The organism is Streptomyces sp. NPDC046977 (assembly GCF_040644455.1).
GTDB lineage: Bacteria > Actinomycetota > Actinomycetes > Streptomycetales > Streptomycetaceae > Actinacidiphila.
Genome location: NZ_JBEYWO010000014.1, coordinates 132,178 through 157,309 on the forward strand (window position 1 = coordinate 132,178; position 25,132 = coordinate 157,309).

The following is a 25,132-nucleotide window of genomic DNA, read 5'->3' on the forward strand; positions in this document are numbered from 1 at the left end:
AGACGTGCCGGGCTGGTCAGCCGGCGATCCGGACGGGCAGTTCGTACAGGTCGTTCTGGGTCACGACGGGCTTGTTGCGCAGCTCCGCGGCCGGGACCGCCAGGGACAGGCCGGGGAAGCGCGCGAACAGGGCCGGGAGCGCCACGCCTGCCTCCAGGCGGGACAGCGCCGCGCCCGGGCAGACGTGCGGGCCGTGGCCGAAGGCGATGTGCCGGATCGGCTCCCGCGTGATGTCGAACTCGCCCGCGGTCGGCCCGTGCTGGGCCTCGTCGCCACCGATGGCCGCGTACGAGACGATCAGCGCCTCGCCCTTGGCGATGACCTTGTCGCCGACCGGGACGTCCTCGGTGGCGAAGCGGATCAGCACGTGCGAGGTCGGCGTGGAGTGCCGCAGCGTCTCCTCCACCACGGCCTCCCAGGCCACCTTGCCCTCCAGGACGAGCGCGAGCTGGTCCGGGTGGGTCAGCAGGTTGACCACCGCGTTCACGATCAGCGAGATGGTCGTCTCGTGACCGGCGGCGATCATCAGCTGCAGGGTGCTCTGGATCTCCGCGTCGGTGAGGTGGTCGCCGTCCTCGGAGGCCGCGATCAGGGCGCTCGTCAGGTCGTCGCCGGGCTCGGCGCGGCGGGCCGCGACCGTGCCGCCCATCATCTCCGCGAGCTCGCCCAGGGTGGCGAGCACCTCCTCGGGCGGGGTCTGGGTCGAGAAGAACTTCTCGAACAGCACCTTCAGCCGCGGCAGATGCGCCTCGTCGATGCCCATCAGCTCCTGCACCACGTACATCGGCAGCGGGTACGCGAACTCGGCCTTGAGGTCGATCACTTCGGCGTCCTCGGCGGCCTTCGCCACCCGGTCCAGCAGACCCGCGGTCAGCTCCTCGATGCGCTCGCGCATCCGCTCCACCCGACGCGGGGTCAGCGCCTGGGCGACCAGCGCGCGCAGCCGGCGGTGGTCCGCGCCGTCCACCGTGAGCATGGAGCGGCCCGGGTTGGCCAGGCCGATCAGCGCCCAGTCGGCCGGTATCTCACCGCGGGTGAACGCGTCCCAGTGGGCGATGTCCTTCACCAGCCGCGGGTCGGTGAGCAGCGCACGCGCCTCCGCGTGGTGCGTGACGGCCCACACGGGTACGCCGCCGGGCAGTTCGACCGCCGCGAGCGGGCCCGCGTCGCGCAGCAGCGCGCTCTCCGCGGCCAGGTCCTGGACCAGGGGGTCGAGCACGATGCGCGCGCCGTCGAGGGCGCTCGCTCCGGTGACGGGGCATTTCATGGACGTTCTCCAAGAGCCGGAGTGGGAGTGAAGCGCACGGGGAGTTCGGTCATTCCCCGCAGCCAGGGGGACGCACGCCGCACCAGGGTCTCCGGAGCGACGGCGAGATCGATGTCGGGCAGCCGGTCGAGCAGCACCTCGATCCCGGTACGGGCGATCACCTCGGCGATCTCCTGGGCCGGGAACGGGCAGCGGTGCTCGCCGTGCCCGAACGAGAAGAAGGCGTTGTTCCCGTGGGTCGGGCCGCCCGCCTCCAGATGCACCTGGGGGTCGGCGTTGGCCGCGGCGAAGCCGAGGATCAGCAGGTCGCCGGAGCGGATCTGGCGCCCGCCCACCCGCGTGTCGCGCGTGGCCCACCGCCCGGCGATGTTCTGCGTGGGCGTGTCCTCCCACAGCACCTCGTTCATCGCCTGGCCCACGCTGTGCCGGCCGCCGGAGAACGACGCGGCGAAGCGGTCGTCGGTCAGCATCAGCCGCAGCGAGTTGCCGATCCAGTCCGCGGTCGGCTGGTGGCCCGCGACGGTCATCACCATCATGTCCTGCACGATCTCCTCGTCCGAGAAGTCGTACCGGTCGGCGAGCATGCGGGAGACGACGTCGGGGCCGGGCCGCTCCTTCTTCAGCTCCAGCAGCCCGGTCATGGCGGTGAAGACATGGGTCTGCCCGGCGATGGCGTCCTCGGTGCTGTCGACCAGGTCGTTGATCGCCTTGACCAGCGCCGGGCCCTGCTCGTCGGTGAAGCCGTAGAGGCGGGCCAGCACGCGCACCGGCAGCAGCGTGGCGAACTCGCCCAGCAGGTCCGCCCGGCCGCGGCCGCAGAAGGAGTCGATGAGCCGGTCCGCGTACCGCTCGGCGCTGCGCCGCAGCTCGAACGGGTCGACGGCCTCCATGGCGTGGCTCATCATCGCGGCGCGCTGCCGGTGCCGTTCACCGACCGTGTAGAGGATCGAGGGCTGCTTGCGGCCGATCATCGGCAGCAGCGGCCAGTCGTCCGGGATGCGGTCCCACTGGTTCCACACGTCGGAGTCGCGGCTGAACAGCACCGCGTCGTTGGTGACGTGCAGCAGCTCGCGGTAGCCCAGCACCAGCCAGGCGGGCACGTCGCCGTCGAGCAGGACGGGGGCGACCGCGCCGTGGTCGCGCCGCATCTCCCGGTACAGCTGGGCGGGTTCGACGTGGAAGCGCGGTCCGCTGAAGGGCACGGCGCCCGCGAACGCGTCCTCGGTGGTCGATGGCTCGGTGGTCACGGTGCGGTCGTCTCCCGGGCACGCGGGCTGGCTGCGGACAGGGTGTGCAGATGCCGGACGAGCGTGATCAGCACGTCCTTGGAGGACTGGCGCGAGCGCGCGTCGCACTCGATCAGCGGGATGCCGTCCGCGAGCGACAGCGCGTCCCGTACCTGCTCCTCGGTGTGCCGGGGGCCGCCGAAGTCGTTGCGGGCCACCACGAAGGGCGTCCCGTGGTGCTCCAGGCGGTCGATGGCGTACCAGGAGTCGTCCAGCCGGCGGGTGTCGACCAGGACGACGGCGCCGAGGGTGCCGCTGAACAGCCGGTCCCACAGGAACCAGAAGCGCTGCTGACCGGGCGCGCCGAACAGGTACAGCACATTGCGCCGGTCCAGGCTGATCCGCCCGAAGTCGAAGGCCACGGTCGTGGAGGTCTTCGCCTGGACACCGGCGAGGTCGTCCACGGCCTCGCCCGCCTGCGTCATCGTCTCCTCGGTGTTCAGCGGGCGGATCTCGCTGACCGAGCGGACCATGGTCGTCTTGCCCACGCCGAACCCGCCCGTGATCACGATCTTCAGCCCGTTGTCGGCGGTGGAGCTGAGCGGCCGCCGGAACGGCGGGCTGTGGTCAGAGGTTGCGTAGTCCAACGAGCACCTGCTCCAGGATCTCGGGGTCCGGCAGTTGGGCCGCCGTACGGACGGTTCGGGGGTGGCGGGCGCTGATCCTGCCGGTCTCCAGCAGGTCGCCGAGCAGGACCTTGGTGATGCCGACCGGCAGCGCGAGGTCGGCGGCGAGTTCCACCACCGCCGTCGGCTGCCGGCAGACGCGCAGGATCAGCTGGTGCTCCGACTGCATCCCGGGTGCGGGATCGCACTCGGCGACCACCAGGGTCACCAGGTCGAACACGTCCGATTCGGGACGGCTGCGTCCTCCGGTGAGGGTGTAGAGCCGGTCCGGATCGTCGTCCCGGCCCGGGCGAGGGGTCATCCGAGGTCGCCGTCCGCGCCGGCCTCACGGGGCGGCGCGCTGAGGTGCTCCCCGAGCTGCTCGACCAGTTCGCTCATGTTGTGGCCGATCACGCCGACGTCGGAGTCCTCGCGGGCGACGACGGCCAGGTGGGCGCCGTCCCCGGCCTCCACGATGAACAGGATGCCGCCGTAGAACTCGGCCATGGCCTGCCGGACGCCGCCGCTGCCGTCGCCGAACTCGACGGACGCGCCCTGCGACAGGCTCTGGATGCCGGCGGAGATCGCCGCGAGCTGGTCCGCCTGGTCCACGGAGAGTTCGGGGGTGCGGCACAGCTTGAGTCCGTCACGGGACAGGACCAGGGCGTGGCGGGCGCCTGGCGTCCGCTCGAGCAGGTTCTCCAGCAGCCAGTTGAGTCTCTCGTCGGTGCTGGTGCTGCTGCCGTGGGTGCTGCCGGCTGCGGTTGCGGTCATCAGGAATCGCTTTCTGGGTCCGTCGCGGTCTGCTGGTGGGGGGCCGCGGAGGGGGCTGATGCGGGGGAGGGCTTGCGCTTGAGGGCTCCCCGGAAGGTGCTGAAGCGGGCGGCGCGGGCCGCGGGCGTGTCGTCGTCGCGGGGGGCGGAGCGGCGGGTGACGACGGACGGTTCGGTGTGACGGGCGGCGGCCAGGGTGCGGCCGCGGCGGCGCTTGGGCAGGCCGCTCTCCCCGAACTCGGTGGGGTCGGCCGCCGTTTCGGTCTCCGACGCGGTCTCGGTCGTGGCTTCCGGCGCTGCCTCACCGGCAGCCGTGCGCGAGGGCAGGTCCTCGGGGTCCGGGCGCGGCGCGACGGGCAGCGGGTCGGGGAGCAGGATCTCGGCGGAGTCGGCGTCCGCGGTGCCGCCGGGGCGCGGACGGGTGATCAGTTCCTGGGGGATCATCACCACGACGCCGGTGCCACCGCGCGCCGAGGGCCGGAAGGACACCTTCAGGCCGTGCTTGCGGGCGAGCCGGCCGACGACCACGAGCCCGAGGCGCGTGCCGGACAGGCCCGTGAGGTGGTCCCAGCCGTTCGCCGCGACCGCGCTCTCGGCGCGGCGGAGCGCGACCTCGCCCATCACCAGTCCGCTGTCCTCGATGGTGATGACCGCGCCCGCGGGCACCTCCTCGACGTACACATGGACCTCGGCGGTCGGCGGCGAGAAGTTGGCGGCGTTGTCCATGAGTTCGGCCAGGGCGTGCATCACGCCCTCGGCCGCGTGCCCGACGACCGCCACCTCGCTGCTGGAGTGCAGCCGCACGCGCTGGTAGCCACTGATGCGGCCCATCGCGCCGCGCAGGATCGACTCCATGCGGATCGGCTTGGCCCACCGGCGTCCCGAACGGGCGCCCGCGAGCACGGCGATGCTGTCGGCGAGCCGGCCGGCCTGCGCCGTGCGGTGGTCGAGGTGGAGGAGGTCGCCGAGGACCGCGGGGTCGCTGTGCCGGTGCTCCATCTCCCTCAGGTCGGCCAGCATGCTGGTGGTCAGTGCCTGCATGCGGCCCGCTGCGTTGGATCCGGCGGACATGGCCGCGGCGCGGCGCGCCTCGCTGGTGGCCAGTTCCTCGGCGACCAGGGCCAGGGTCCGGCGCCGGGCGTCGTCCAGCGGTACGCCCAGCGCGGCGAGGGCGGAGGCGGCGGAGTCGCCGTGCGTCAGCCGGTCGATCAGGGCGGGCAGTACCTCGTCGGCGAACCGGGCGGTGTCCGCCTCCTCTTGGGCGAGATGCTCGCCCAGACGCCGCGCGCGCCACGAGGAGGTCGCCGCCACGACGGCCGCCGCTGCGAGGAGGACGACTCCGGCCGTGGCGCCGACCGCGGCGGGCACGCGCGCACCGTCGGCGGCGGACACCAGCCAGATTCCCGCCGATCCGGTGACGACCACCGGGGCGGCGACGGTCCGGGCCAGGTACGGGAGCGGCGGACGCGGCGGCTCTGGCGCTGCCGCGGCTCGCGAACGCCCGGACCACAGGCGGGTGGGCGGGGTGTGCGCTGTCATGGATCGGTGACCTCGGGGCCGTGCGGACGGAGGGTGCGGATCGGACGTGAAAGGAGGTAAAGGAGGTGAAGGGAGTGAAGGGGGCAAGGGGATAAAGGAGGTGATGTCACAAAAGAACACGCGTCCCGTCCGGCGGGGCCGGGGGCGCGTGAACTCCGGGTCACTATATGCGAGTTCCTGACCGTGGTTGATCGGTACCACGGTTACTTCTGTTCGCCGATGAGGTTTCGTGACGGCATCACCGTCGTGACCTGCTGTGACGTCAGCTGAGGCGGTATCCGGAGGGCGGGTTCGGCGGGCGGCGCGGCGATGAACCGGATGTCCGCGGTGATTACCCGTGTCCGGCGTGCTCCGAGATGTCCGGCGCAAGAGCGCATGGGGTGGTTCGCGTCATCGCGCTATTGCCGGGTCCTTTCTTGGAGTGCGGTCGAGGGTGCGCTTTTGTTAAAACTTCGTACATCCGGGTCGACACGCGTAGATGAATGAGGCCAAATGGTGCATACGGCTTCCCGGAAACCCCATCGGCGCTGTTGCGGTCCTCTTGTGAGCGGTCTGTGAGCGGTGGTACGTTCGCGGACGTCAGCGGGGAGTGTGGGCGGAAATGCAGAAAAGGCAATCTGTCGACCAGGTGCAGGAAACGTCCGACGGACCCGGACCGGGTGCGTCATTCGATTCCGGGGAATTCAGTCCGAGGTTTCTCATGTTGGGGCCGGTTCGGATAGCGGACGGCGGCGACGTCATCGCACTTCAGCCGTCGAAACCCGCCAACCTCCTTGCCGCCCTTCTTTTACACCCCAATTCCACGGTGTCCGCGGACTTTCTCCAGCGGGTGGTGTGGGGGGAGGAGCGGTCGGGCGGCGCCAAGTCCGCGCTGCACACCTGCGTGCAGCGGCTGCGGCAGCTGTTCGCCCGGTACGGCGTCGCGAGCCGGCTCATCGAGGCCGTCCCCGGCGGCTACCGCATCACCGCGGACGCCACGACGCTCGACCTCATCGCCTTCCGCGATCTGCTGCGCAGCGCCGACACCGCGGCCGACCCGGAACAGGAGCTGCGCACCCTGCGGGCCGCGCTCGCCCTGTGGCAGGGGCCGCTGCTGGCCAACATCCACTCCGAGATCCTGCAGCGCGAGGTCGTGCCCCGGCTCACCGAGGAGCGGCTGCGCGCCATGGAGCGGGTCTTCGACCTCGAAACGGCCCTCGGGCGCAGCCGCCAGGTGCTCGCCGAGCTGTGGCCCGCGGCCCGCTCCCACCCCGCCCACGAGCCGTTCTGGGTGCAGCTGGTGGCGGCCCTGCACCGCACGGGCCGCCGCGCGGACGCGCTGCGCGAGTACGGGGTGATCAAGCGCTACCTGCGTACGGAGCTCGGGGTCGACCCCGGCCCCGCGCTGCAACGGCTGGAGCTCGCGGTGCTGCGGGGCGACGACCTCACGGCCGGCGCGCCCGGCGGCCGCGCCCTCCCGGCGGCCCGTGCCAATGGTCGAGACCATTTCCCGGCTCGTTCCGAATCCGGCGCCAAGGCCGATGGCGCGGGAAAGTCCTTTCTGGCCGGTGGCGCGGCGCAGGTCCTCGAAACACTCGTCGGGGCGGGGCTGCTCGAAGAGGGCCCCGAAGGCCAGTACCGAATGCACGACTCGCTGCGCATCCTCGCCAGGGGCGCACTGGAAATGCGTTCCGACGCCACCGGCCCCGATATGTCCCCCGGCACGACCTGACCGGATTCCGGACGGTTTCCCCGACCGGCCCGGGATTCCGTGTGTCCCATGACCGCGCCCCTGCAAGGGAGTAATACGGCATGACCGCTGCGTACGAGGAAGTCGCGCACTCGTATCCCCGTATCCGTCGTGATGTTCTTTTCACCGAGACGCCCGCCGGGGTGGTATTCCACAATGCCCACGGAGGATTCAATCTCCAGGGCAGATCGGCCTACCGGTTCGCGTCGCTGATCGTGCCCCACCTCGACGGGACGCACCGCGTCGAGGAGATGTGCGCCGGCCTGGGCGACCAGCAGCGCGCCATGGTCGGCGAGCTGGTGGGTGCCCTGTACGGACGGGGCTTCGCCCGTGACGTCACGCCCGGCAGCGACGGCCTGGACCAAGTGCCGCCCGAGGTCGCGCGGCGCTTCGCCCCGCAGATCGACTACGTCGACCACTATGTGGGGGAGGCGGGCGGCCGGTTCCGCCGCTTCCGCGAGACCCGGGTCGCGGTGCTCGGCGACGACGACGTCGCGCAGTGGTGCGCGCTGAGCCTGGTCCGCAACGGCTGCGCCGCGATCGCTGTACCTGCGGCCACGGGTGACGACCCGTTCGCCGCCGCCGTCGACGAGGCGGCCGCCCTGGCCGCCGACGGATGCCCCGTCGAGATCGCCCGCAAGGACCTCGGCCCCGGAGCCGGGTGGGCGGACCTCGCCGGGTACGACGTGGTCGTCACCACGGGCGGCCCGCGCACCGTGCTCGGTCTGCTGGAGGCGGGCGTTCCCGAGGGCGTACGGCTGCTGCCCGCCTGGACGTTCGGCGGCCAGGCGGTGGCCGGCCCCGTCATGACCTCGGCCACGACGGGCTGCTGGGCGTGCGCGGCGCTGCGGCTGGGCGCCAACGGCGACGCCGGTGCCGCGGCCGACCTCTGGAGCGGCGCGAGCCTGGGCGAGAGCGGCCGGTCCGCCACCGCCGGTGTGTCCGGCCCGCCCGCGGCCATGCTCGGCAACCTCCTGGCGTACGAGGTGTTCCGGCAGATCACCGGTGTGCTCGCGCCGGAGACCGAGGGCCGCGTCGTCCTCCAGGACCTCGACTCCCTCGACGTGGTCACCGAGCCGCTGCTGCCGCATCCGCGCTGCCCCTTCTGCCGGGACGAGCAGGACGGCCGCCCGGAACCCGTGACCGTCGAAGCAAATTTGACGGTCCGTCAAGACGAGGGCGAGGTCGCCCCCGAGGCCGACGCCGACGCGGCGATGGCCGCCCTGGACGCTCGTTCGGTGCTCACCCACCCCCGCGCCGGCGTGCTCGACGCCTTCGCCGACGACGCGTGGGAGCAGACGCCCCTCAAGGTCGGCACGGTACGGCTCGGCATAGGCCACCGCGGGCCGCGCGAGATCACCGCCTTCGACGTGCACCACGTCGCCGGGGCCCGGCTGCGGGCCCTGCACCGCGCCGCCGCGACCTACGCCGAGCACGTGGTGCCGCCGGCGGGCGCGGTACGCGGCGCCGCCTTGGAGGCCGCGCGGGAGAAGTGGCCGCTGCTCGCCCCCGCCACCTTGGACGCGGCCTCGGGCACCGGCGCCGGCGCCGGGCAGGTCCGCACCTGGCTGCCCGCGACCTCACTCGCCTCCGGGCGCACCGCCCTGGTCCCGGCGGGCGCGGTGCGCCCCTTCGGCCCCGACAACCACGACCGGATGTTCCAGCCCACGTCCGCCGGTTCGGCCGCCGCCGGGTCACCGTCCGAGGCCGCCGCGCAGGGCCTGTACTCGGCGCTGACGCTGCACACCCTGACCCTCGCGCTGCGCGGCCGAACGGCGGTCACCCTGCTCCCGGCCGGCTGGGAGGGCGAGGACCGCGAACTGGTCTTCCTGCGCCGGTCGGCCGTGAACCTGGGCCTGGCCGCAGAACTCCTGGACCTCGGAGGTGCCGAGGCGCCCGCGCCGGTACTGCTCGCCCGCGCGGAGGACCCGCACACCGGGCGGACGCTCTGGGCGACCGGCTCCGGACCCGCGCGCCGCGAAGCCGCCGTCGCCGCCCTGCGCGACCTGCTCGGACAGGTCCAACTGGGCCGCGAGTCCGCGCCCGCCGCGCTCCCCGACACCGGCGACCCGCTGCTGGGCGACCTCGACCCGATGACCCTGGCCGTCACCGGCGAGTCCGCGCTGCCCGTACGCGACCAGGAGCCGGGCGCGGGCGTCCTCGCCCGGCTGGCCGGTCACGGCCTGGACGCCCTGGTCGTGGACACCGGTTCGGCCGACCTGCGGGCCGGCGGCGTGCACGTCGCCCGGGTCCTGCTCGCCCACGGGGCCGTGGATGCGTAACGACACGGCGCCACGGCCCGCCGCCCCGCGGGGAGCGCCCGACGCCGGTGCCGACGCGCCGGCGATGGAGGCGCTGTTCACCCGCAGCCTGCGCCGCCACCTCGGCGGTGGCGCGAAGGTGCGCGTCGCGGTGCTCGGCCTGCGCGACGAGCAGGCCGCGGCCACCGGTCCCGCCGACGGAGCCCCCGCCGAGGGGGCCGCCGCCGTCCATCTCTACGGGCACCACGCCCTCGTCGGCCCCGCTCCCGCGGACCGGCGGGCGGCGCGGACGCCGTGCCCGCGCTGCCTGGCCCGCCGCTGGCAGGCCGTGCGGCCCAGTACCCTGCGCGACGCCCTCGAACTGGGCGCCGGCACCCGGGCGACGGGGGAGTGGCCCTTCACCACCGCCTTCGCCGTCGACGCGGTCGCCGCACTGGCCGCGGCGGCCGGTGAACGCGCCCCGGAGCAGGGCCGGTTCGGCGCCGTCCACCTGCTCGACCTGGAGAGCCTCCAGGTCAACCGGGCCGTCCTCGTCCCCGACGCGGAGTGCCCGCACTGCGACCGCCGGGTCCCCGACACCGCCGAGGCGGCCACCGTCACCGTGGGAAGCGTCCCCAAGGCGGACCCGGCCGGCTTCCGCGGCCGGCACATCGACGACTACGACCTCCCGCTGGAGGCCTTCGTCAACCCCGTCACCGGCATGCTCGGCCCCTCCGTCGCCCCGGACCTCACCTCCGCGTCGACCGCCTCCACCGTGGGCTCGTTCACCCTGCGCTCGGGCAGCTACCTGCGCGAGTCCTATTGGGGCGGCCACACGGGCAGTTACGGACGCAGCGTCCGCGTCGGCGTGCTGGAGGGCATGGAACGCTTCGCCGGCATGCGCGCCCGCGGCAAGCGCACCACCGTCGTCGCGTCCCTGGCCGAACTCGGCGACGACGCCCTGGACCCGCGCACCTGCGGCGTGTACTCCGACGCCTTCTACCGGCACCAGGACCTGGTCCGGCCCTTCGACCCGGACCGGCCCCACCCCTGGGTGTGGGGGTACTCGCTGCGCGACCGGCGGCCGCTGCTCGTCCCCGAAGTGCTCGCGTACTACCACGCACCCGGAGGGCTGGAGAACCGCTTCGTCCAGGAGAGCTCCAACGGCTGCGCCTCGGGCGGCAGTCTGGAGGAGGCCGTCCTGTTCGGGCTCATGGAGGCCGTCGAACGCGACGCCTTCCTCATCGCCTGGTACGCCGGCCTCCCCCTGCCCGAGATCGACCCCGCCACCAGCACCCGGCCCGCGACCCGGCACATGGTCGAACGGCTCGCCATGTACGGCTACCGGGCCCGGTTCTTCGACACCCGGATCACCTTCCCGGTCCCGGTCGTCACCGCCGTCGCACAGCGCGCCGACGGCGGCACAGGCACCTTGTGCTTCGGAGCGGGAGCCTCCTGGGACCCCGAGGCGGCCCTGGCCGCGGGGCTCGCCGAGATCGCCACCGACGCCGTCAAGCTCCAGCGGCGCACCGAACGCGAGCGGGACCGGCTGGAGGCGATGGCCGCCGACTTCGGCTCCGTCCACGTCCTGCACGACCACCCGCTGCTGTACGGGCTGCCCTCCATGGCCCGGCACGCGGACTTCCTGCTGGACCGGCGGGACGGGCCCGCGGGACCGCCGCCGCGCCCCGTCGCCGCCCTCGGCACCGGCCGCCCGCCCGCCGCCGACCTGCGCGAGGACCTCGACGCCGCCGTGGAGGCCGTCACCGCGCACGGCTTCGACGTCGTCGTGGTGGACCAGACGATGCCCGAGCAGCGCGACGCCGGACTGCACACGGCCGCCGTCATGGTGCCCGGCCTGATCCCCATCGACTTCGGCTGGCACCGCCAGCGTGCGCTGCACATGCCGCGGTTGCGCACCGCCCCGCACACCGCCGGCCTCACCGGCCACGTCCTGCGGGACGAGGACCTCAACCTCGCCCCGCACCCCTTCCCGTGAACCAGCCGACCACCCGGCGCGGCCGACGCCGCCACAGACAGACCACGGACAGAGAGGAACGGACATGGGGGACACCCATGAGTACGCGACCGCGGTGATGCGGCGCGGCCGGGTCGCGATGGAGCCCGCCGACTTCGTGCCCGACTGGGCGGACCGCCCCCGGAAGGAGAAGTTCTACCCCGGGGCCGAGCGCTTCCCGCTGCCCGACGGCGACTTCCCCGAGGAGGCCGGGGTCGGCCGCGGCCTGACCGGTCCGCCCGGCGACGCCCCCTTCACCCTGCCGCTGCTCGGCGGCATGCTCCGGGACTCCTACGGGCTGGTCGGCCGCCGCCTCGCGGTGCAGGCCAATACGGACCTCGGCACGCTGCCGATGTACACCCAGGCCAACTGGTCGCGCGGCACGGCCTCGGGCGGCGGCCTCTACCCCGTGGGCGTGCACTGGGTCTCCGGTGCGTCGGGCCCGCTGGCCCCCGGCGTCCACCACTACTCGCCGCAGCACCACGCCGTGCAGCGGCTGCTGACCGGGGACGTCACCGGGGAGGTCCGGGCGGCGGTCGGGGACGCAGAACTGCACCGGGACGCTGACCAGTTCCTCGTCCTCGGGGTCAAGTTCTGGCAGAACGCGTTCAAGTACAACAGCTTCGCCTACCACGTGGTGACGATGGACCTCGGCGCGCTGCTCCAGACCTGGAGCATGTGGGCGCGGGCCCGCGGTCTGCGGATCGACCCCGTCCTGTGGTTCGACGAGCCGCGGCTGGGCCGGCTGCTCGGCGCGGACGCGGACGACGAGGGCGTCTTCGCGGTCGTGCCGCTGCGCTGGGAGGGCGCGGTCCCCGTCCGGGACAGCGACCGGCCCGGCTCCCGCACCTCCGGTGTCCACCGCACCGAGCAGGAACGGTCCCGCCGCGTCATCGCCTTCGACACCGTGCGCACGGTGCACCGCGCCACCACCCGGCACGCGGCGGAGCGCCCCGCGCCCGGCGCGCTGGCGGACGCCGCCGCCCCAGCGGTGCCCTCCGGCGGCGAACGGGTACCGCTGCCGCCCGCCGCGCCCATGGACCTGAGCGTCCGCCGCGCCCTGCGCTCCCGCCGCAGCAGCTTCGGGCGGTTCACCGGACTGCGACCGCTGTCGGCCGCCCACCTCACCGCCGCCCTGCGGGCCGCCGCGGCCGGGACGGAACTCACCACCGACGCCACCCCGCCCGGCGGGCCCCGGCTCGCCTCGCTGTACGTCTTCGTCAACCACGTCGAGGGCGTGCCCCAGGGCACCTACGCCTTCGACCCCGGCACGGACGAACTGCGCCTGATCAAGCCGGGCGCACCCGGGCCCTTCCTCCAGGCGCACTACTTCCTCAACAACTACAACCTGGAGCAGGCCGCCGCCGCCATTGTCCCCGCGATCCGAACCCACCACGTGCTCGACGCCGTCGGCGAGCGCGGCTACCGGCTCGTCAGCGCCGCCATCGGAGCGGCCGCGCAGGCCGTCTACACCGCCGCGGCCGCCTCGGACACCGCGTGCGGCGTGGCGCTCGGCTTCGACAGCGTCGCCTTCGCCGAGGAGCTGGGACTGACCGGGACGGGCGAACTGCCCCTGCTGCTGATGCTGGTGGGCAACGAGCGGCCGCGTACGGCCGACTTCCACTACGACCTCGCCCACGACCCCGCGCAGCGCACCCAGCGCCCGACCCAGGAGGACGAGGGCCGGTGACCACCTCGCTCACCCCGTCGGGGCTCGTGCCCGACACAGTGCTCTCCCCGCGCTTCATGATGCGCCTGGCCGGCCTGCCCGTGGAGGCGGCCGAGGTGCTGCGCAGCGCCGCCGCCCGCGGCTGGGCCGACGAGGTGCTGGCCGAGGAGGCCCGCCTGCGTGACCTCGGCGCACGCCTGAGCGACCCGCTCGCCGCGGTCGTCGACGGCAACGAGGACGAGGGCATGCGCCGCGAGGTGCTGCGCCTGCGCCGCGCCGTGTTCAACAACCGGCTCCCGCAGGACGTGACCGCCGCCCTCGGCCTCGCCGCCCGCCTCGACGGTCCCGCGGGCCGCGACCTGGCCGACTGGCTGCACGAGCGCAGGAACCTGGCCGAACTGCACGCCAAGGGCCCTGGGTTGCTGGCGGAGGAGTTCACCCGCGGGCGCGACGCGCTGCGCGGACTCGCCGGATCCGACCAGTTGCGCCTGGGCCTGCTGCTGGCCTCCCCGACCCTCGACGGCCAGCTCGACGCGTACATCCGGGGCGACGCGTCCGCGTCCGGCAAGCGCGGCCGCAAGATCGAGCGGTCGCTGCTCGCGTACCTGTACCGCACGGCCTGCAAGACGAGCCCCTTCAGCACCTTCACCGGGGTCGCGCTCGGCGCCTTCCGGCCGGACGCCGACCCGGCGGGCGGCATCGAGGTCACCGAGAGCTGGACCGGGCACGCCCGCCTCAACGTCGTCGTGCTGCGCCGCATCGCCGAGGCCGTCGCCGCCGACCCCGAACGGCGCGGCGACCTGCTCGTCGGCCCGGCCTCGGGCTGGGAACTGGACGACGAACGGGTGCGCTTCGTCCGCCGGTCGGTGACCGCCGGCGACGACAGCGCCCCCGTCAGCTTCGACGCCGCCCGCGACCGGCTGTTCTTCCTGCGCCGCAGCGGCGCGCTCGAAGGGCTGCTCACCCTGCTGCGCGAGCGGCCCCGGCTGCGCCACCGGGACCTCACGTCCTGGCTGACCACCGAGCGCGACGCCAGTCAGGAGGACGCCGAACGCTACCTGTCGGCGCTGCTGCAACTGGGCATGGTGCAGCTCGACGGCCTCTACCCCGACGTGCACAGCCCCGACCCGGTGCGGGCGTTCCAGACCGCGCTGCGCGAGGTCGGCCGCCCCTGGGCGCTGGACGTCGCCGCGCGCCTGGACGGCGTGGCGGCCGCCGTCGACGCCTACGCCGCCGCGCCGCTCGCCCGCCGCCGCGAACTGCTGGCGGGTCTCAGGCGGGACCTGCCCGCGCTCGTGGAGTCCCTCGGCGCCTCCGGCACGACCCTGCCGCAGACCCTGCTGTACGAGGACGCGCGAGCCGGCGCGGATCCCGTCACCGCCGACGCGCGCACCTGGACCGGCCTCGCCGCCGGCCCCCTGCGGTCGCTGGCGCGCATCCTGCCCGCCTTCGACGTCTCCCTGGCGCAGCGGCTCACGTTCAAGGGCTTCTTCCTGGCCCGTTACGGCAGCGGGGGCCGCTGCGACGACCTGCTGCGCCTCGTCCACGACTTCCACGAGGACCTCTTCGAGCAGTATCTGCTGTTCACCTCGCAACGCGGCCCGCACGACCCCGCGCAGGGCCACGCCCCGGAGGAGAACTGGCTCGGGCTGCCGCAGATCGCCGCCCTGGACCGGGCCCGCGCCGCCTTCGTGACCCGGATGCGCACGCTGTGGCAGGACCTGCCGCCGGGCGCGGGGGAACTGAGGCTGGACGAGGCGTTCGTGGCGGGGATCGCGGGCGAACTCCTCCCGCTCGCCGAGGGTTTCGCCGCACAGAGCCACTTCCTCCAGCTCGCCGCCCGGGAGGATGACCCCCTCGTCGTCCTCAACGGCTCCTACGGCGGCGTGTGCTTCCCCTTCACCCGCTTCACGCACTGCTTCGACACCGCGGGCGACGACCCGGGACTGTCGGCGGCGCTCCTGGCGGACCTGCGCGCGGCGCAGCCGGAGGGCGCGGTCTTCGCGGAGATCACCGCGGGCTCGGCGACCACGAACCTCAATCTCCACGGACGCATGACGGACTATCAGATCCTGTGTCCCGGCGAGACCGGCTCCGCCCCGCCCGAGCAGCGCATCCACCTGGACGACCTGTACGTGGAGCACGACGCCGCCGAGGACCGCCTCGTTGTGCGCTCCCGGCGGCTCGGCAAGGAGGTCGTCCCGCTCTACCTCGGCTACCTGGTGCCCATGGTGCTCCCGGAGATCCCCCGCACCCTGCTGCTGCTCTCCCCGACCTCCAAGACCGCCCTCGACGTGTGGACCGGCGTGCCCGAGGCGCCCGCCACCGGCGGCGTCACCGCCCGGCCCCGTGTACGGCACGGGTCCGTGGTGCTCAGCCGGCGCAGCTGGACCGCCGACGCCGCGGCCCTGCCCGTCCGGCCCGCCGGGCAGGACGACGCCGGCTGGTTCCTGGCCTGGCAGCGCTGGCGGCTCGAACACGGCCTCCCCGCGCGGGTGTTCGCCACCGTGCACGCCCCGCGGGGCGCGGCGGGCGGCGGCTGGGCGGGCGGCGGCTCCAAGCCGCACTACGTCGACTTCGACAGCCCCCTGAGCCTGGTCGCCCTGGAGGGCCTGCTCAAGGAGCGCGCCGGACGGGTCGTCCTGGAGGAGATGCTGCCGGCCGAGGACGACCTCCACGTCCGCACCGCCCGCGGCCGGCACGTCGCCGAACTCGCCGTCGAGATGTTCCCCGCCGCCCCGGCACACCCCGTACCCGACGAGGAAGGACACGGTGAGCGGTCATGACCTCACCCGCGCAGACAGGTGCCGCCACCGGGGCCGCCCCCGGCGAATGGCAGGCACTGCACGTCTTCTACGCCGCCAGCCCGCGCCCGCTGCTGCTGGACTGCGTCCGGCCACTGGTCGCCGGACTCGAGTCCGAGGGGCTGCTGTCGGGGTGGTTCTTCATCAACTACTGGCTCCAGGGACCGCACGTACGGCTGCGCCTGAAGCCCTCCTCCGCGGCGGTCGCCGAAGAGGTCGGCGAGCGCGCGCTGCGGGCCGTCCAGGACTTCCTCGCCACCCGCCCGGCCCTGTACGAGGTCAAGGCGGGCTTCCTCGCCGACCTGTACAACCAGCTGTTCGAGCTGGAGTACCCGCGCGAGCAGCGCGACCGGCTGGTCGGGCCGGACGGGCGGATGCTCCTGCGGGACAACAACTCCGCCAGCGTGGAGCCCTACGAGCCGGAGTACGGCAAGTACGGCGGCCCGGCGGGCGTCGCGCTCGCCGAATGGCACTTCCAGCGCTCCAGCGAACTGGTCGTCGAGGCCCTGCGCACGCTGAACCTCCATGTGCGCACGGTCCTGCTGGGCACCGCCGCGCAGCTCATGATGGTCATGTCGGCCTCCTTCCTGGAGGACGGCGAGGAGCTGGCGCACTTCCTGGAGCGCTACCACGCCTTCTGGGACGGCGCGTTCTCCGAGACCGAGTTCACCGCCCGCCGGGGCTACGACCGCGCCTTCGGCGACATGGGCGCCGAACTCGGCCGCCGGTTCGCCGGGGTCCGGTCGGCCGTCGCCGCCGGTGCCGAGGACGAACTCCCGGGCTTCCTGCGCGGCTGGGCGCGGCACTGCCGTGAACTGGCGGACCGGGTACGGGAGCTGGCGGCCGGGGGCGAGCTGGTCTTCCGGTCCTGGAGCGGCGACGAGGAGTTCGTGGTCACCGAGCCGGGCCAGGCGCTGGCCATGCTCATGTCCCCGTACATGCACATGACGAACAACCGGCTCTCGGTGACCATCCGCGACGAGGCGTTCCTCGCCTACGTCCTCGCCCGCGCCCTGCGCGAGGGCACCGGCGCCACCGACGGCATCGGCACGCCCGAGGGGGAGCGGTGACCGCACCGCCGGACCTGCCCGACCTGCCCGACCTGCTCGGGCTGCGGCCGCGGCGGCGGCCCGACCTGCTGATCGGGCCGTCCGTGCTGCGCGGCACGACGCCCGTCCACCCCCTCAAGGACCCGGTCGGCGGCCGCCGGTTCGAGCTGCGGCCCAAGGAGTTCTTCGTCCTGTCCCGGCTCGACGGCGAACACACCCTCGGCGCCATCGGCGAGGCCTACGCCCACGAGTTCGGCGCCCGCCTCGACGACGCCCGCTGGCAGCAGATCCTCGGGCTCTTCGGCGCGCGCCGGCTGCTGGACGGCGGCCCGCTCCCGGAACCGGCCGCACCCGCCCCCGTCCCGCGCGTGCAGGACGGCAGGTCCACGCTGCTCAACGGCCATGTGCGGATGGCGTCCGACGCCGGCGCGCTCATCGAGACCCTGCACCGGCGCACCGCCTTCGCCCGCACCCCGGCCTTCCTGGGCGCGCTGCTGGTCCTGGTCCTCGGCATGCTCGTCCACCTGGCCACGCGCCTGGGCACCCTCGTCCACGACGTGTCCCAACTCGCCCAGCGCCCCGTGCTGCTGATGGCGGTGGGCGTCGTGCTGTGGGTGAGCCTGGCCCTGCACGAGCTCGCGCACGGCCTGGTGGGACGCGCCTTCGGCGGCACCGTCGCGGAGATCGGGCTGCGCTGGCGGCTGCCCGTCACCTACCTGTACTGCCTCGTGCAGGACGTGGCGTTCTTCGCCCGGCGCCGCCACCAGGTGGCGACCGCCGCCGCCGGACCCGCGGCCAACCTCGTCTTCCTGCTGCCGTTCTGGCCCCTGTGGGCCTGGGTGCCGGACGAGGGCCCCGCCCACTACGCCCTCGGCGGGACGCTGCTGCTCGGCGTCGCGGTGGCGCTGGCCAACCTCGTCCCACTGCCCCCGCTGGACGGCTACAAACTGCTCGGTTACGCCCTCGGCATCGGTCAACTGGCCGCCGGCAGCCGCATCTTCCTCGCCCAGGCGGTTGCCGGGCGGTTCCGTCGCGGGCCGGGCACGAGCGCCTACCCGCGCCGGGCCCGGGCGGCCTACACGCTCTACGGACTGCTGGCCGGGGCGCTCACCACCGGGACGGCCGCGGTCGTCCTGGCCGCCGCCGGACGGTGGCTGGCCGACCGGTACGGTGCCCTGGCCGGCGCGGCCCCCGTACTCCTCCTCGTGGCCGCCGCCGTGCTCCGGCGGCTCGGCCTGGCCGCCCGCGCCAGGCGCACCGCGCACACCCCCCAGGACGGGGAGCCGACGGCACCGGACGCCGCCGCACCCCCCGGCACCAGCACCTCCCCCTCCGGCGACGACCCCCACACGGCACACACAGCAAGGGAACGGCAGATGACGGCAGTGGACACGGCCCCCGAGGCCGTGGTGATCGACGACGTGCACAAACGCTACGGCCCGGTCCAGGCCGTGGACGGGGTGTCGTTCACCGTGCACCGCGGCGAGTTCTTCGGCATCCTCGGGCCGAACGGCGCGGGCAAGACCACCCTCATCGAGATGGTCGAGGGACTGCGCCGGGCCGACAGCGGCACCGTCTCCGTCCTCGGCGCCTCCCCGTGGCCGCGCAACACCGCGCTGCTGCGGCGCCTGGGCGTCCAGACCCAGGCCTCCGCGTTCTTCACCCGGCTCACCGCCCTGGAGCACCTGGAGACCGTCGCCGTCCTCTACGGCCTCGGCCCCGAGGCCGCCGTCCGCGCCCTGGACCTGGTGGGCCTGTCCGCGCAGCCCCGCACCCGCGTCGACAACCTCTCCGGGGGCCAGCGCCAGCGCCTCGCCATCGCCACCGCGCTCGTCCACGACCCCGAACTCATCATGCTGGACGAGCCCACCGCCGCCCTCGACCCCGAGGCCCGCCGCTCGCTGTGGACCGTGCTGCGCGAGCTGAAGCGCGAGGGACGCACCATCGTCCACACCACGCACCACCTGGACGAGGCCGAGGCGCTCTGCGACCGTGTCGCGATCATGTCGGCCGGCAAGGTCATCGCGCTCGACACGCCCGCCAACCTGGTCCGCTCCCTGAAGGCCCCCACACGGGTCCTGGTCCCCGCCGACCGCATCACCGTCGAACGCGCCCGCGCCATCGAGGGCGTGGACCGCGCCGAGGTCGAGGGCGGCGAGGTCGTCATGGAGACCCGGGTGGCCGGACAGGTCATCGTCGCCGTGAACGACATCGCGGGACCGGACGCGGTGCAGACCCGCACCGCGACCCTTGAGGACGCCTACCTCGCCCTGACCGGATCGGAGCACTGACCGTGAGCGCCTACGCAGCACTGACAAAGGCCAACTACCGCGCCTACGTCAGGGACCAGACCACCGTCTTCTTCACCTTCGCCTTCCCACTGATCTTCCTCGTCGTCTTCGGGCTGATCTTCAAGGGCCAGACCGTCGAGGACGGCGGGCCCCCGTACATCAACTACATAGCGCCCGGCGTGCTGTCCTGGGGCGTCGGCAACGCCGCCATGTTCGGCGTGGCGTTCACGATGATGCACTGGCGGCGCGACGACATCCTCCGGCTGATCTGGCGCACGCCCACCTCGCTGCCGTCCGTACTGGCCTCCCGCTACGCCATCGCCATCGGCGTGGGCCTGGTGCAGGCCGCGCTGTTCGTCGGCGTCGCCCTGCTGCCGCTGTTCGGGCTGAAACTCGCCTCCAGTTGGCCGCTGGTGATCCCGGTGCTGGTCCTCGGCATCACCACGTTCATGGCGCTGGGACTGGTCGTCGGCAGCCTGGCCAACACGCCCGAGGCCGTCGCCGCCATCGCCAACTGCATCATGGTGCCGATGGCGTTCCTGTCCGGCTCGTTCTACCCGAGCGACCTCATGCCCGGCTGGCTGCGGGACATCGCGCTCGCCCTGCCGCTGCGCTACTTCAACGACGGCATCCTGGGCGTGCTCTCGCAGACCCACCATGGCAGCGCCTCCGACCTCGGCCTCGCCTGCGCCGGACTCGTCGGCTTCGCCGTCCTGTTCGCGCTCGTCGCGGCCCGGACCTTCCGCTGGAGCAACCGGGGATGACCGCCGAACTCGCCGCGCCCGCGGCCCCGCCCGGCACACCCACCGCCCCTGCGGCCCGCGCCCTGCGGGACGCCCTCGCCGCGCGCCTGCCCGCGGCCGTCCCGGACGTGGTGCCGCTCGGCGCCGTCGACACCCTCAACCCCGGCCGCGACCCCCACGCGGACCGCCGGCCCGGCGCCCGCGTCCACCTCGCCCACGACGCCGTCCTGCTCGGCCCGTTCGGCGGCACCGACCCCGCCGAGGACGCCTGCGGCCAGTGCCTGGCGATGCGCTGGCAGCGCCTGCGCACCCGCTCCGAGCGCGAGGCCTGGGAGACCGGCACCTCCGCGGGCACGGCAGGGCGGTGGCCGGTGCTGCCGGAGTACGTCGTCGACGCCGCGGCGGCCCTGTACGCCGCCGCGTCCGCCCGCCGCGCCGACGGGCCCCTGCCCCGCGTCGTCCGGCTCGACCTGGCCACCCTCCAGGTCGCGGCGGTGCCGCTGCTGCGCGAACCGCTGTGCCCGCACTGCGCCCCGTCCGACGAGGGGGCGGCGGCGCCGATCGGCACCGTCCCCCGCCCCAAGCCCGCGCCGGACGCCTACCGCCTGCGCTCCCCGCGCTCGTACGAACTCCCCGCCCAGGCCCTCGCCAACCCGGTCTGCGGTGTGCTCGGCGCCGCGACCTGGACCGACGTCAAGTCGCCGACCACCGCGCCGGTCGCGGGCAGCGTCTTCATGCGCGGCTACGCCGGTCTGACCGATGTCACCTGGAGCGGACAGGCCAACTCCTTCCGGGCCAGCCGCGACCTGGCCTTCCTGGAGGGCCTGGAACGCTACGCGGGCACCCACCGCCGGCGCCGCGCGCCACTCATGACCGCCGCCTGGGACACCCTCGGGGACCGCGCCCTCGACCCGCGCGAGTGCGGCCTGTACGCGCCGGAGACCTACCGCGACGACCCCCTGCTCAGCCCGTTCGCCCCCGACCGGCCGATCCCCTGGGTGGAGGGCTGGTCGCTGCGCGACGAACGGCCCGTCCTCGTCCCGGCCCGCCTGGTGCACTACAGCGCGGGCCTGGCCGCCGACAACTTCGTCTTCGAGTGCTCCAACGGCTGCGCCATCGGCAGCTGCCTGGAGGAGGCGGTCCTGTTCGGGCTGCTCGAACTCATCGAGCGCGACGCCTTCCTGCTCGGCTGGTACGGCAACGCGCCCCTGACCGAGATCGACCTCGGGTCGCTCGCCCGCGGCACGACCCGCGCCATGGTCGACCGGGCGGCGCTGCAGGGCTACGACGTGCATGTCTTCGACAACCGCGTCGACCTGCCGGTGCCGGTCGCCACCGGACTCGCGGTCCGCCGCGACGGGGGCCCCGGCACCCTGGCGTTCGCCGCGGGCGCCGCCTTCGACCCGGAGACGGCCGTGGAGTCCGCCGTCTCCGAGATCCTCACCTACATCCCGCACCTGCCCGGCCAGGTCCGCGAACGCCCGGACGAACTGGCCGCCATGGCGGACGACTTCGGCCTCGTACGCCGGCTGCCCGACCACGCGGCGCTGTTCGGGCTCCCCGACATGGCCCGGCATGCCGCGAGCTACCTCGAACCGGCCGCCGTACGGCCGCTGCGGGACCTGCACGCCGACTGGGAGCGGATGCGCCCGCGCACCGGCGACCTCCGCGACGACGTCGCGCTGTGCCGGGACCTCCTCGCCGGGGCGGGCTACGACGTCATCGCCGTCGACCAGACCACACCCGAACAGGCGCGCATGGGCCTGCGGACGGTGTGCACGCTGGTGCCCGGCCTGCTGCCGATCGACTTCGGCTGGTCCCGGCAACGCGCCCTGCACATGCCCCGGTTGCGTACCGCCTTCCGCCGGGCCGGGCTGCGGGAGACCGACCTCGCCGACGCCGAACTGCGCCGGGTGCCGCACCCGTTCCCCTGATCGCCGGGGCCGGCACGGCGAAGCCCCCTGCCCGGCGGCGCGAACCGCCGGGCAGGGGGCCGAGGGCCGGGTCAGGCCGTGCAGCTGGTGGTGCTGGTGGTGCTGCTGCAGGTGCTGGTGCTGCTGCAGCTGGTGGACGAGCCCAGCATGACCTCACTGGCGTCGGAGTAGTCGGTGATCTCGAAGGTCTCGGACTCGAGCTCCAGGATCTCGTCGGCAAGCGACGCGAGGGACTTCGGCTGCGGCGACATGGTGGTCCTCCTCAACGTGAACGTGGCGGGAGCGGCGGCCCAGGCCCGGGTGGATCGAGCGAACACCCGTGCGCTGTACCGGAGTCCTTTCTAACGACCCCCACTGGCAGATCGGCCCACGTCCCGCTGTCACCTCGCTGTCAGGTCCCTTCAGCTCTACGACTCTCGCAAGGAGCCCGGCGTGCACCCCACCGCCCCCGCCACCACCGCGGTCCTCGACGGCCTGCCCGGCGTACTGCGCGCGGCCGTCGAGGACCATCTCGACATCCACCGCCACCCCGAGCTCTCCGGCGCCGAGGAGCGGACGGCGGCCCGCGTCGCCGCCCGCCTGACCGCCGCCGGCTACGAGACCGCCGGCGGCGTCGGCGGGCACGGCGTGGTCGGCCTGCTGCGCAACGGCCCCGGGCCCGTGGTTCTGCTCCGCGCCGAACTCGACGCCCTGCCCGTGCAGGAGAGGACCGGCCTCGCATGGGCCAGCGAGCGCCCCGGCGTCATGCACGCCTGCGGCCACGACCTGCACCTCGCCTGCCTGACCGGCACGGCGGACCTGCTGGCGGGCGCCGCCGCCCACTGGTCGGGCACGCTCATGGTCGTCGGCCAGCCGGCCGAGGAGACCCTGAGCGGCGCCCGCGCCCTGCTGGAGGACGGCCTGTACGAGCGGTTCGCCACCCCCGACGCCGTGCTCGCCCAGCATGCCGCGCCCCTGCCCGCCGGGATGGCCGCCCACGCACCCGCGCACGGGCCGGTGCTGGCGGGCAGCCGCCTGCTGGAGGTGGTCGTGCACGGCTCCGGCGGGCACGCGGCCGCCCCGCATCTGGCGGTGGACCCGGTCGTCGCCGCCGCGGCGATCGTGCTGCGGCTGCAGACCGTGGTGTCCCGGGAGACCGCACCGGCCGAGCAGGTCGTGCTCACCGTCGGCTCCCTGCACGCCGGCGTCCGGGGCAACATCGTCCCGGACCGCGCGACGCTGGAGGTCTCGGTGCGGGCCTTCACCGACGCCGCCCTGGACCGCGTGGAGTCCGCCGTGCGGCGCATCGCCACCGCCGAGTGCGCGGCCTCGGGGTGCCCGCGCGAGCCGTCGGTCCGGGTGCTGGCCCAGTCGCCGCCCACCGTACCGGACGCCGGGGCCGCGGAGACGGTGCGCCGCGCGCACGAACGGGCGCTCGGCGAGCGGCGCGTGGCGCTGTGGCCCGCGTCGACGGCCACCGAGGACTTCCCCCTGTTCGGGCCGGCCGGGGCCGCTCTGCACGGCGCCCAGGGCATCCGGACCGCCTACTGGATGTTCGGCTGCACCGGCCCCCGCCAGTGGGCGGGGACCCCCGGGGACAGCGCCGCCGAGAAGATGGCGGCCCTGCCCCCGAACCACGCCCCGGACTTCCGCACCGACCCGCGGCTTGCCGTCCCTGCGGGCATCACCGCCCTGACGGCGGCCGCCCTGGCCTTCCTCGGGCCCGGGGTCACGCCGCGCTGATGGTCTTCTGCTCGACGTACTGGCCGAGACCCGCGGCACCGAACTCGCGGCCGATGCCGCTGGTCTTGTAGCCGCCGAACGGGCCGTCGAAGCCGCCGAAACCGCCGTTGACGGAGAACGTCCCGGTGCGGATGCGCCGCGCCACGGCGAGCCCGCGCTCGGTGTCCGCCGTCCACACCCCGCCGCTGAGGCCGTACGGGGAGTCGTTGGCGATGCGCACCGCGTCGTCCTCGTCGTCGAAGGGGATCACGACCAGGACCGGGCCGAAGATCTCCTCCTGCGCGATGCGCATGGAGTTGTCGACGTCCGCGAAGAGCGTGGGCCGCACGTAGTAGCCGTCCTCCAGGCCCTCCGGCATGCCGGGGCCGCCGGTCACCAGGCGGGCGCCCTCCTCGATCCCGAGGTCGATGTAGGACCGCACGCGCGCCTGCTGGTCGGCGCGGACCATCGGGCCGAGATAGGTGGCCGGGTCGGAGGGGTCGCCGACGGTGATGCCCTCCATCATCGACGCCACCGCCGCGACGACCTCCTCGTACCGCGAGCGCGGCGCGAGGATGCGGGTGTGGGCGATGCAGGCCTCGCCGTTGTTGCCGAACGACGCCGACTTCAGGCCCTCGGCGACGGTGGCGAGGTCCGCGTCCTCCAGGACGACGGCCGCGGACTTGCCGCCCAGTTCCAGGCTGACGCGCTTGAGCTGCTCACCGGCGACGGAGGCGATGGCGCGGCCGGCCGCGGTGGAACCGGTGAACGCGATCTTGTCGACGCCGGGGTGCGCGACCAGGTACGCGCTGGTCTCGCGCCCGGCGGGCAGGATGCTCAGCACGCCCTCGGGCAGCCCGGCCTCCGTGAACAGCTCGCCGAGCACCAGGGCGTCCACCGCGGTCTCGGGCGCGGCCTTGAGGATCACGGTGCAGCCCGCGAGCAGCGCCGGGACGACCTTCGCCAGCGCCGACTGGTGCGGCGCGTTCCACGGGATGACCGCGGCGACGACGCCGACCGCCTCACGCCGCACCAGGGTGCGGCCGGCGCCGGCGGAGGGCAGCTCCTCCTCCCAGCCGAACGCCTCCGAGGCGCGCAGGTACGCGGCTGTCTGCTCGGCGATCCCGCCGTTGTGCAGCCAGTGGGTGAACCACAGGGGCGAGCCGTTCTCGGCGGTGACGAGCGCGGCCAGCTCCTCGCCGCGCGCGGTGTGCAGGTCGTTGAAGCGGCTGATCACCGCGCGGCGCTCGGCGGGCGTCGTCAGTGGCCAGGGGCCGTGGTCGAAGGCCTTGCGGGCGGCGGCCACGGCCCGGTCGACATCGGCGGGGACGGCCTCGGGGACGACGCCGACCAGGCGCCCGTCGTGCGGCGAGCGGACCTCGATGGTGCCGTCGCCGGCGGGGGCGGTCCAGCGGCCGCCGATGAACAACCGGTCGAAGGAGGTGGCGGACGGGGTTGCGGTCATGGGAGTTCGCTCCTGAAGGG

General features: G+C 74.1%; 17 protein-coding genes and 1 pseudogene. 10 read left to right on the forward strand and 8 right to left on the reverse strand.

What is annotated here, in order from left to right; translation table 11 throughout:
• Positions 1-16: 16 nt before the first annotated feature.
• From ABZ883_RS22085 to ABZ883_RS22110, 6 genes are read right to left on the reverse strand one after another with little or no spacing between them, the layout of a single operon-like run.
• Entirely contained in the window at positions 17-1,267 is a 1,251-nt protein-coding gene (locus ABZ883_RS22085; RefSeq protein WP_360908517.1) for a cytochrome P450, read from the reverse strand.
• The gene (locus tag ABZ883_RS22090; protein ID WP_360908519.1) at positions 1,264-2,514 is read right to left on the reverse strand and encodes a cytochrome P450; all 1,251 of its coding nucleotides are present in this window, start codon (positions 2,512-2,514) and stop codon (positions 1,264-1,266) included. Before ABZ883_RS22090 ends, ABZ883_RS22085 begins: the two co-directional genes overlap by 4 nt.
• A complete protein-coding gene (locus ABZ883_RS22095) occupies positions 2,511-3,140 on the reverse strand; it encodes an ATP/GTP-binding protein (RefSeq protein WP_360908521.1) in 630 nt (209 codons plus the stop codon). Before ABZ883_RS22095 ends, ABZ883_RS22090 begins: the two co-directional genes overlap by 4 nt.
• The gene (locus tag ABZ883_RS22100) at positions 3,121-3,480 is read right to left on the reverse strand and encodes a DUF742 domain-containing protein (protein ID WP_360908523.1); all 360 of its coding nucleotides are present in this window, start codon (positions 3,478-3,480) and stop codon (positions 3,121-3,123) included. The genes ABZ883_RS22095 and ABZ883_RS22100 overlap by 20 nt, the downstream gene beginning before the upstream one ends.
• On the reverse strand, positions 3,477-3,932 hold the full coding sequence (locus ABZ883_RS22105) for a roadblock/LC7 domain-containing protein (RefSeq protein ID WP_360908525.1): 456 nt from the start codon (positions 3,930-3,932) through the stop codon (positions 3,477-3,479). The genes ABZ883_RS22100 and ABZ883_RS22105 overlap by 4 nt, the downstream gene beginning before the upstream one ends.
• Positions 3,932-5,470 carry an ATP-binding protein gene (locus ABZ883_RS22110; protein ID WP_360908527.1) on the reverse strand — a complete coding sequence of 513 codons (1,539 nt, stop codon included), beginning with the start codon at positions 5,468-5,470 and terminating at the stop codon, positions 3,932-3,934. Before ABZ883_RS22110 ends, ABZ883_RS22105 begins: the two co-directional genes overlap by 1 nt.
• Positions 5,471-6,170: 700 nt before the next feature.
• Between ABZ883_RS22110 and ABZ883_RS22115 the strand changes: the two are divergent.
• From ABZ883_RS22115 to ABZ883_RS22155, 9 genes and pseudogenes are all read left to right on the forward strand, one after another.
• Positions 6,171-6,905 (forward strand): annotated as a pseudogene (locus ABZ883_RS22115) (BTAD domain-containing putative transcriptional regulator); the annotation flags it as partial.
• 356 nt (positions 6,906-7,261) lie between these two features.
• Positions 7,262-9,481 carry a TOMM precursor leader peptide-binding protein gene (locus tag ABZ883_RS22120; RefSeq protein WP_360908529.1) on the forward strand — a complete coding sequence of 740 codons (2,220 nt, stop codon included), beginning with the start codon at positions 7,262-7,264 and terminating at the stop codon, positions 9,479-9,481.
• Positions 9,474-11,438, forward strand: a complete 1,965-nt coding sequence (locus tag ABZ883_RS22125) for a TOMM precursor leader peptide-binding protein (RefSeq protein WP_360908531.1) — start codon at positions 9,474-9,476, stop codon at positions 11,436-11,438. The genes ABZ883_RS22120 and ABZ883_RS22125 overlap by 8 nt, the downstream gene beginning before the upstream one ends.
• Positions 11,439-11,502: 64 nt before the next feature.
• Entirely contained in the window at positions 11,503-13,146 is a 1,644-nt protein-coding gene (locus tag ABZ883_RS22130) for a SagB family peptide dehydrogenase (RefSeq protein ID WP_360908533.1), read from the forward strand.
• Positions 13,143-15,911 (forward strand): lantibiotic dehydratase, encoded by a 2,769-nt coding sequence (locus ABZ883_RS22135; protein ID WP_360908535.1) that lies wholly within the window; start codon positions 13,143-13,145, stop codon positions 15,909-15,911. The genes ABZ883_RS22130 and ABZ883_RS22135 overlap by 4 nt, the downstream gene beginning before the upstream one ends.
• Positions 15,908-16,999, forward strand: a complete 1,092-nt coding sequence (locus tag ABZ883_RS22140) for a lantibiotic dehydratase C-terminal domain-containing protein (RefSeq protein WP_360908537.1) — start codon at positions 15,908-15,910, stop codon at positions 16,997-16,999. Before ABZ883_RS22135 ends, ABZ883_RS22140 begins: the two co-directional genes overlap by 4 nt.
• 1,355 nt (positions 17,000-18,354) lie before the next feature.
• Complete coding sequence (locus ABZ883_RS22145) at positions 18,355-19,269, forward strand: ABC transporter ATP-binding protein (RefSeq protein WP_360908694.1); 915 nt, start codon at positions 18,355-18,357, stop codon at positions 19,267-19,269.
• A gap of 2 nt (positions 19,270-19,271) precedes the next feature.
• Positions 19,272-20,033, forward strand: a complete 762-nt coding sequence (locus ABZ883_RS22150) for an ABC transporter permease (RefSeq protein ID WP_360908539.1) — start codon at positions 19,272-19,274, stop codon at positions 20,031-20,033.
• Complete coding sequence (locus ABZ883_RS22155) at positions 20,030-21,946, forward strand: TOMM precursor leader peptide-binding protein (RefSeq protein ID WP_360908541.1); 1,917 nt, start codon at positions 20,030-20,032, stop codon at positions 21,944-21,946. Before ABZ883_RS22150 ends, ABZ883_RS22155 begins: the two co-directional genes overlap by 4 nt.
• A 71-nt stretch (positions 21,947-22,017) precedes the next feature.
• Here the strand turns inward: ABZ883_RS22155 and ABZ883_RS22160 are convergent, their stop codons facing one another.
• Positions 22,018-22,197: a thiazolylpeptide-type bacteriocin gene (locus tag ABZ883_RS22160; protein ID WP_319659509.1), complete on the reverse strand. Its 180-nt coding sequence runs from the start codon at positions 22,195-22,197 to the stop codon at positions 22,018-22,020.
• Positions 22,198-22,378: 181 nt separating this feature from the next.
• Between ABZ883_RS22160 and ABZ883_RS22165 the strand changes: the two genes are divergently transcribed.
• Positions 22,379-23,668 (forward strand): amidohydrolase, encoded by a 1,290-nt coding sequence (locus tag ABZ883_RS22165; RefSeq protein ID WP_360908544.1) that lies wholly within the window; start codon positions 22,379-22,381, stop codon positions 23,666-23,668.
• On the opposite strand, the gene ABZ883_RS22170 is transcribed toward ABZ883_RS22165, so the two are convergent.
• A complete protein-coding gene (locus ABZ883_RS22170) occupies positions 23,655-25,112 on the reverse strand; it encodes an aldehyde dehydrogenase (protein WP_360908546.1) in 1,458 nt (485 codons plus the stop codon). The two genes, ABZ883_RS22165 and ABZ883_RS22170, sit on opposite strands and share 14 nt — an antisense overlap.
• Positions 25,113-25,132 lie beyond the last annotated feature (20 nt).

Bases quoted from the DNA above. Each gene is read 5' to 3' on its own strand.
- ABZ883_RS22085 (WP_360908517.1), bottom strand. From the start codon at position 1,267: ATGAAATGCCCCGTCACCGGAGCGAGCGCCCTCGACGGCGCGCGCATC.
- ABZ883_RS22100 (WP_360908523.1), bottom strand. From the start codon at position 3,480: ATGACCCCTCGCCCGGGCCGGGACGACGATCCGGACCGGCTCTACACC.
- ABZ883_RS22105 (WP_360908525.1), bottom strand. From the start codon at position 3,932: ATGACCGCAACCGCAGCCGGCAGCACCCACGGCAGCAGCACCAGCACC.
- ABZ883_RS22110 (WP_360908527.1), bottom strand. From the start codon at position 5,470: ATGACAGCGCACACCCCGCCCACCCGCCTGTGGTCCGGGCGTTCGCGA.
- ABZ883_RS22120 (WP_360908529.1), top strand. From the start codon at position 7,262: ATGACCGCTGCGTACGAGGAAGTCGCGCACTCGTATCCCCGTATCCGT.
- ABZ883_RS22125 (WP_360908531.1), top strand. From the start codon at position 9,474: ATGCGTAACGACACGGCGCCACGGCCCGCCGCCCCGCGGGGAGCGCCC.
- ABZ883_RS22130 (WP_360908533.1), top strand. From the start codon at position 11,503: ATGGGGGACACCCATGAGTACGCGACCGCGGTGATGCGGCGCGGCCGG.
- ABZ883_RS22140 (WP_360908537.1), top strand. From the start codon at position 15,908: ATGACCTCACCCGCGCAGACAGGTGCCGCCACCGGGGCCGCCCCCGGC.
- ABZ883_RS22145 (WP_360908694.1), top strand. From the start codon at position 18,355: ATGACGGCAGTGGACACGGCCCCCGAGGCCGTGGTGATCGACGACGTG.
- ABZ883_RS22155 (WP_360908541.1), top strand. From the start codon at position 20,030: ATGACCGCCGAACTCGCCGCGCCCGCGGCCCCGCCCGGCACACCCACC.
- ABZ883_RS22160 (WP_319659509.1), bottom strand. From the start codon at position 22,197: ATGTCGCCGCAGCCGAAGTCCCTCGCGTCGCTTGCCGACGAGATCCTG.
- ABZ883_RS22170 (WP_360908546.1), bottom strand. From the start codon at position 25,112: ATGACCGCAACCCCGTCCGCCACCTCCTTCGACCGGTTGTTCATCGGC.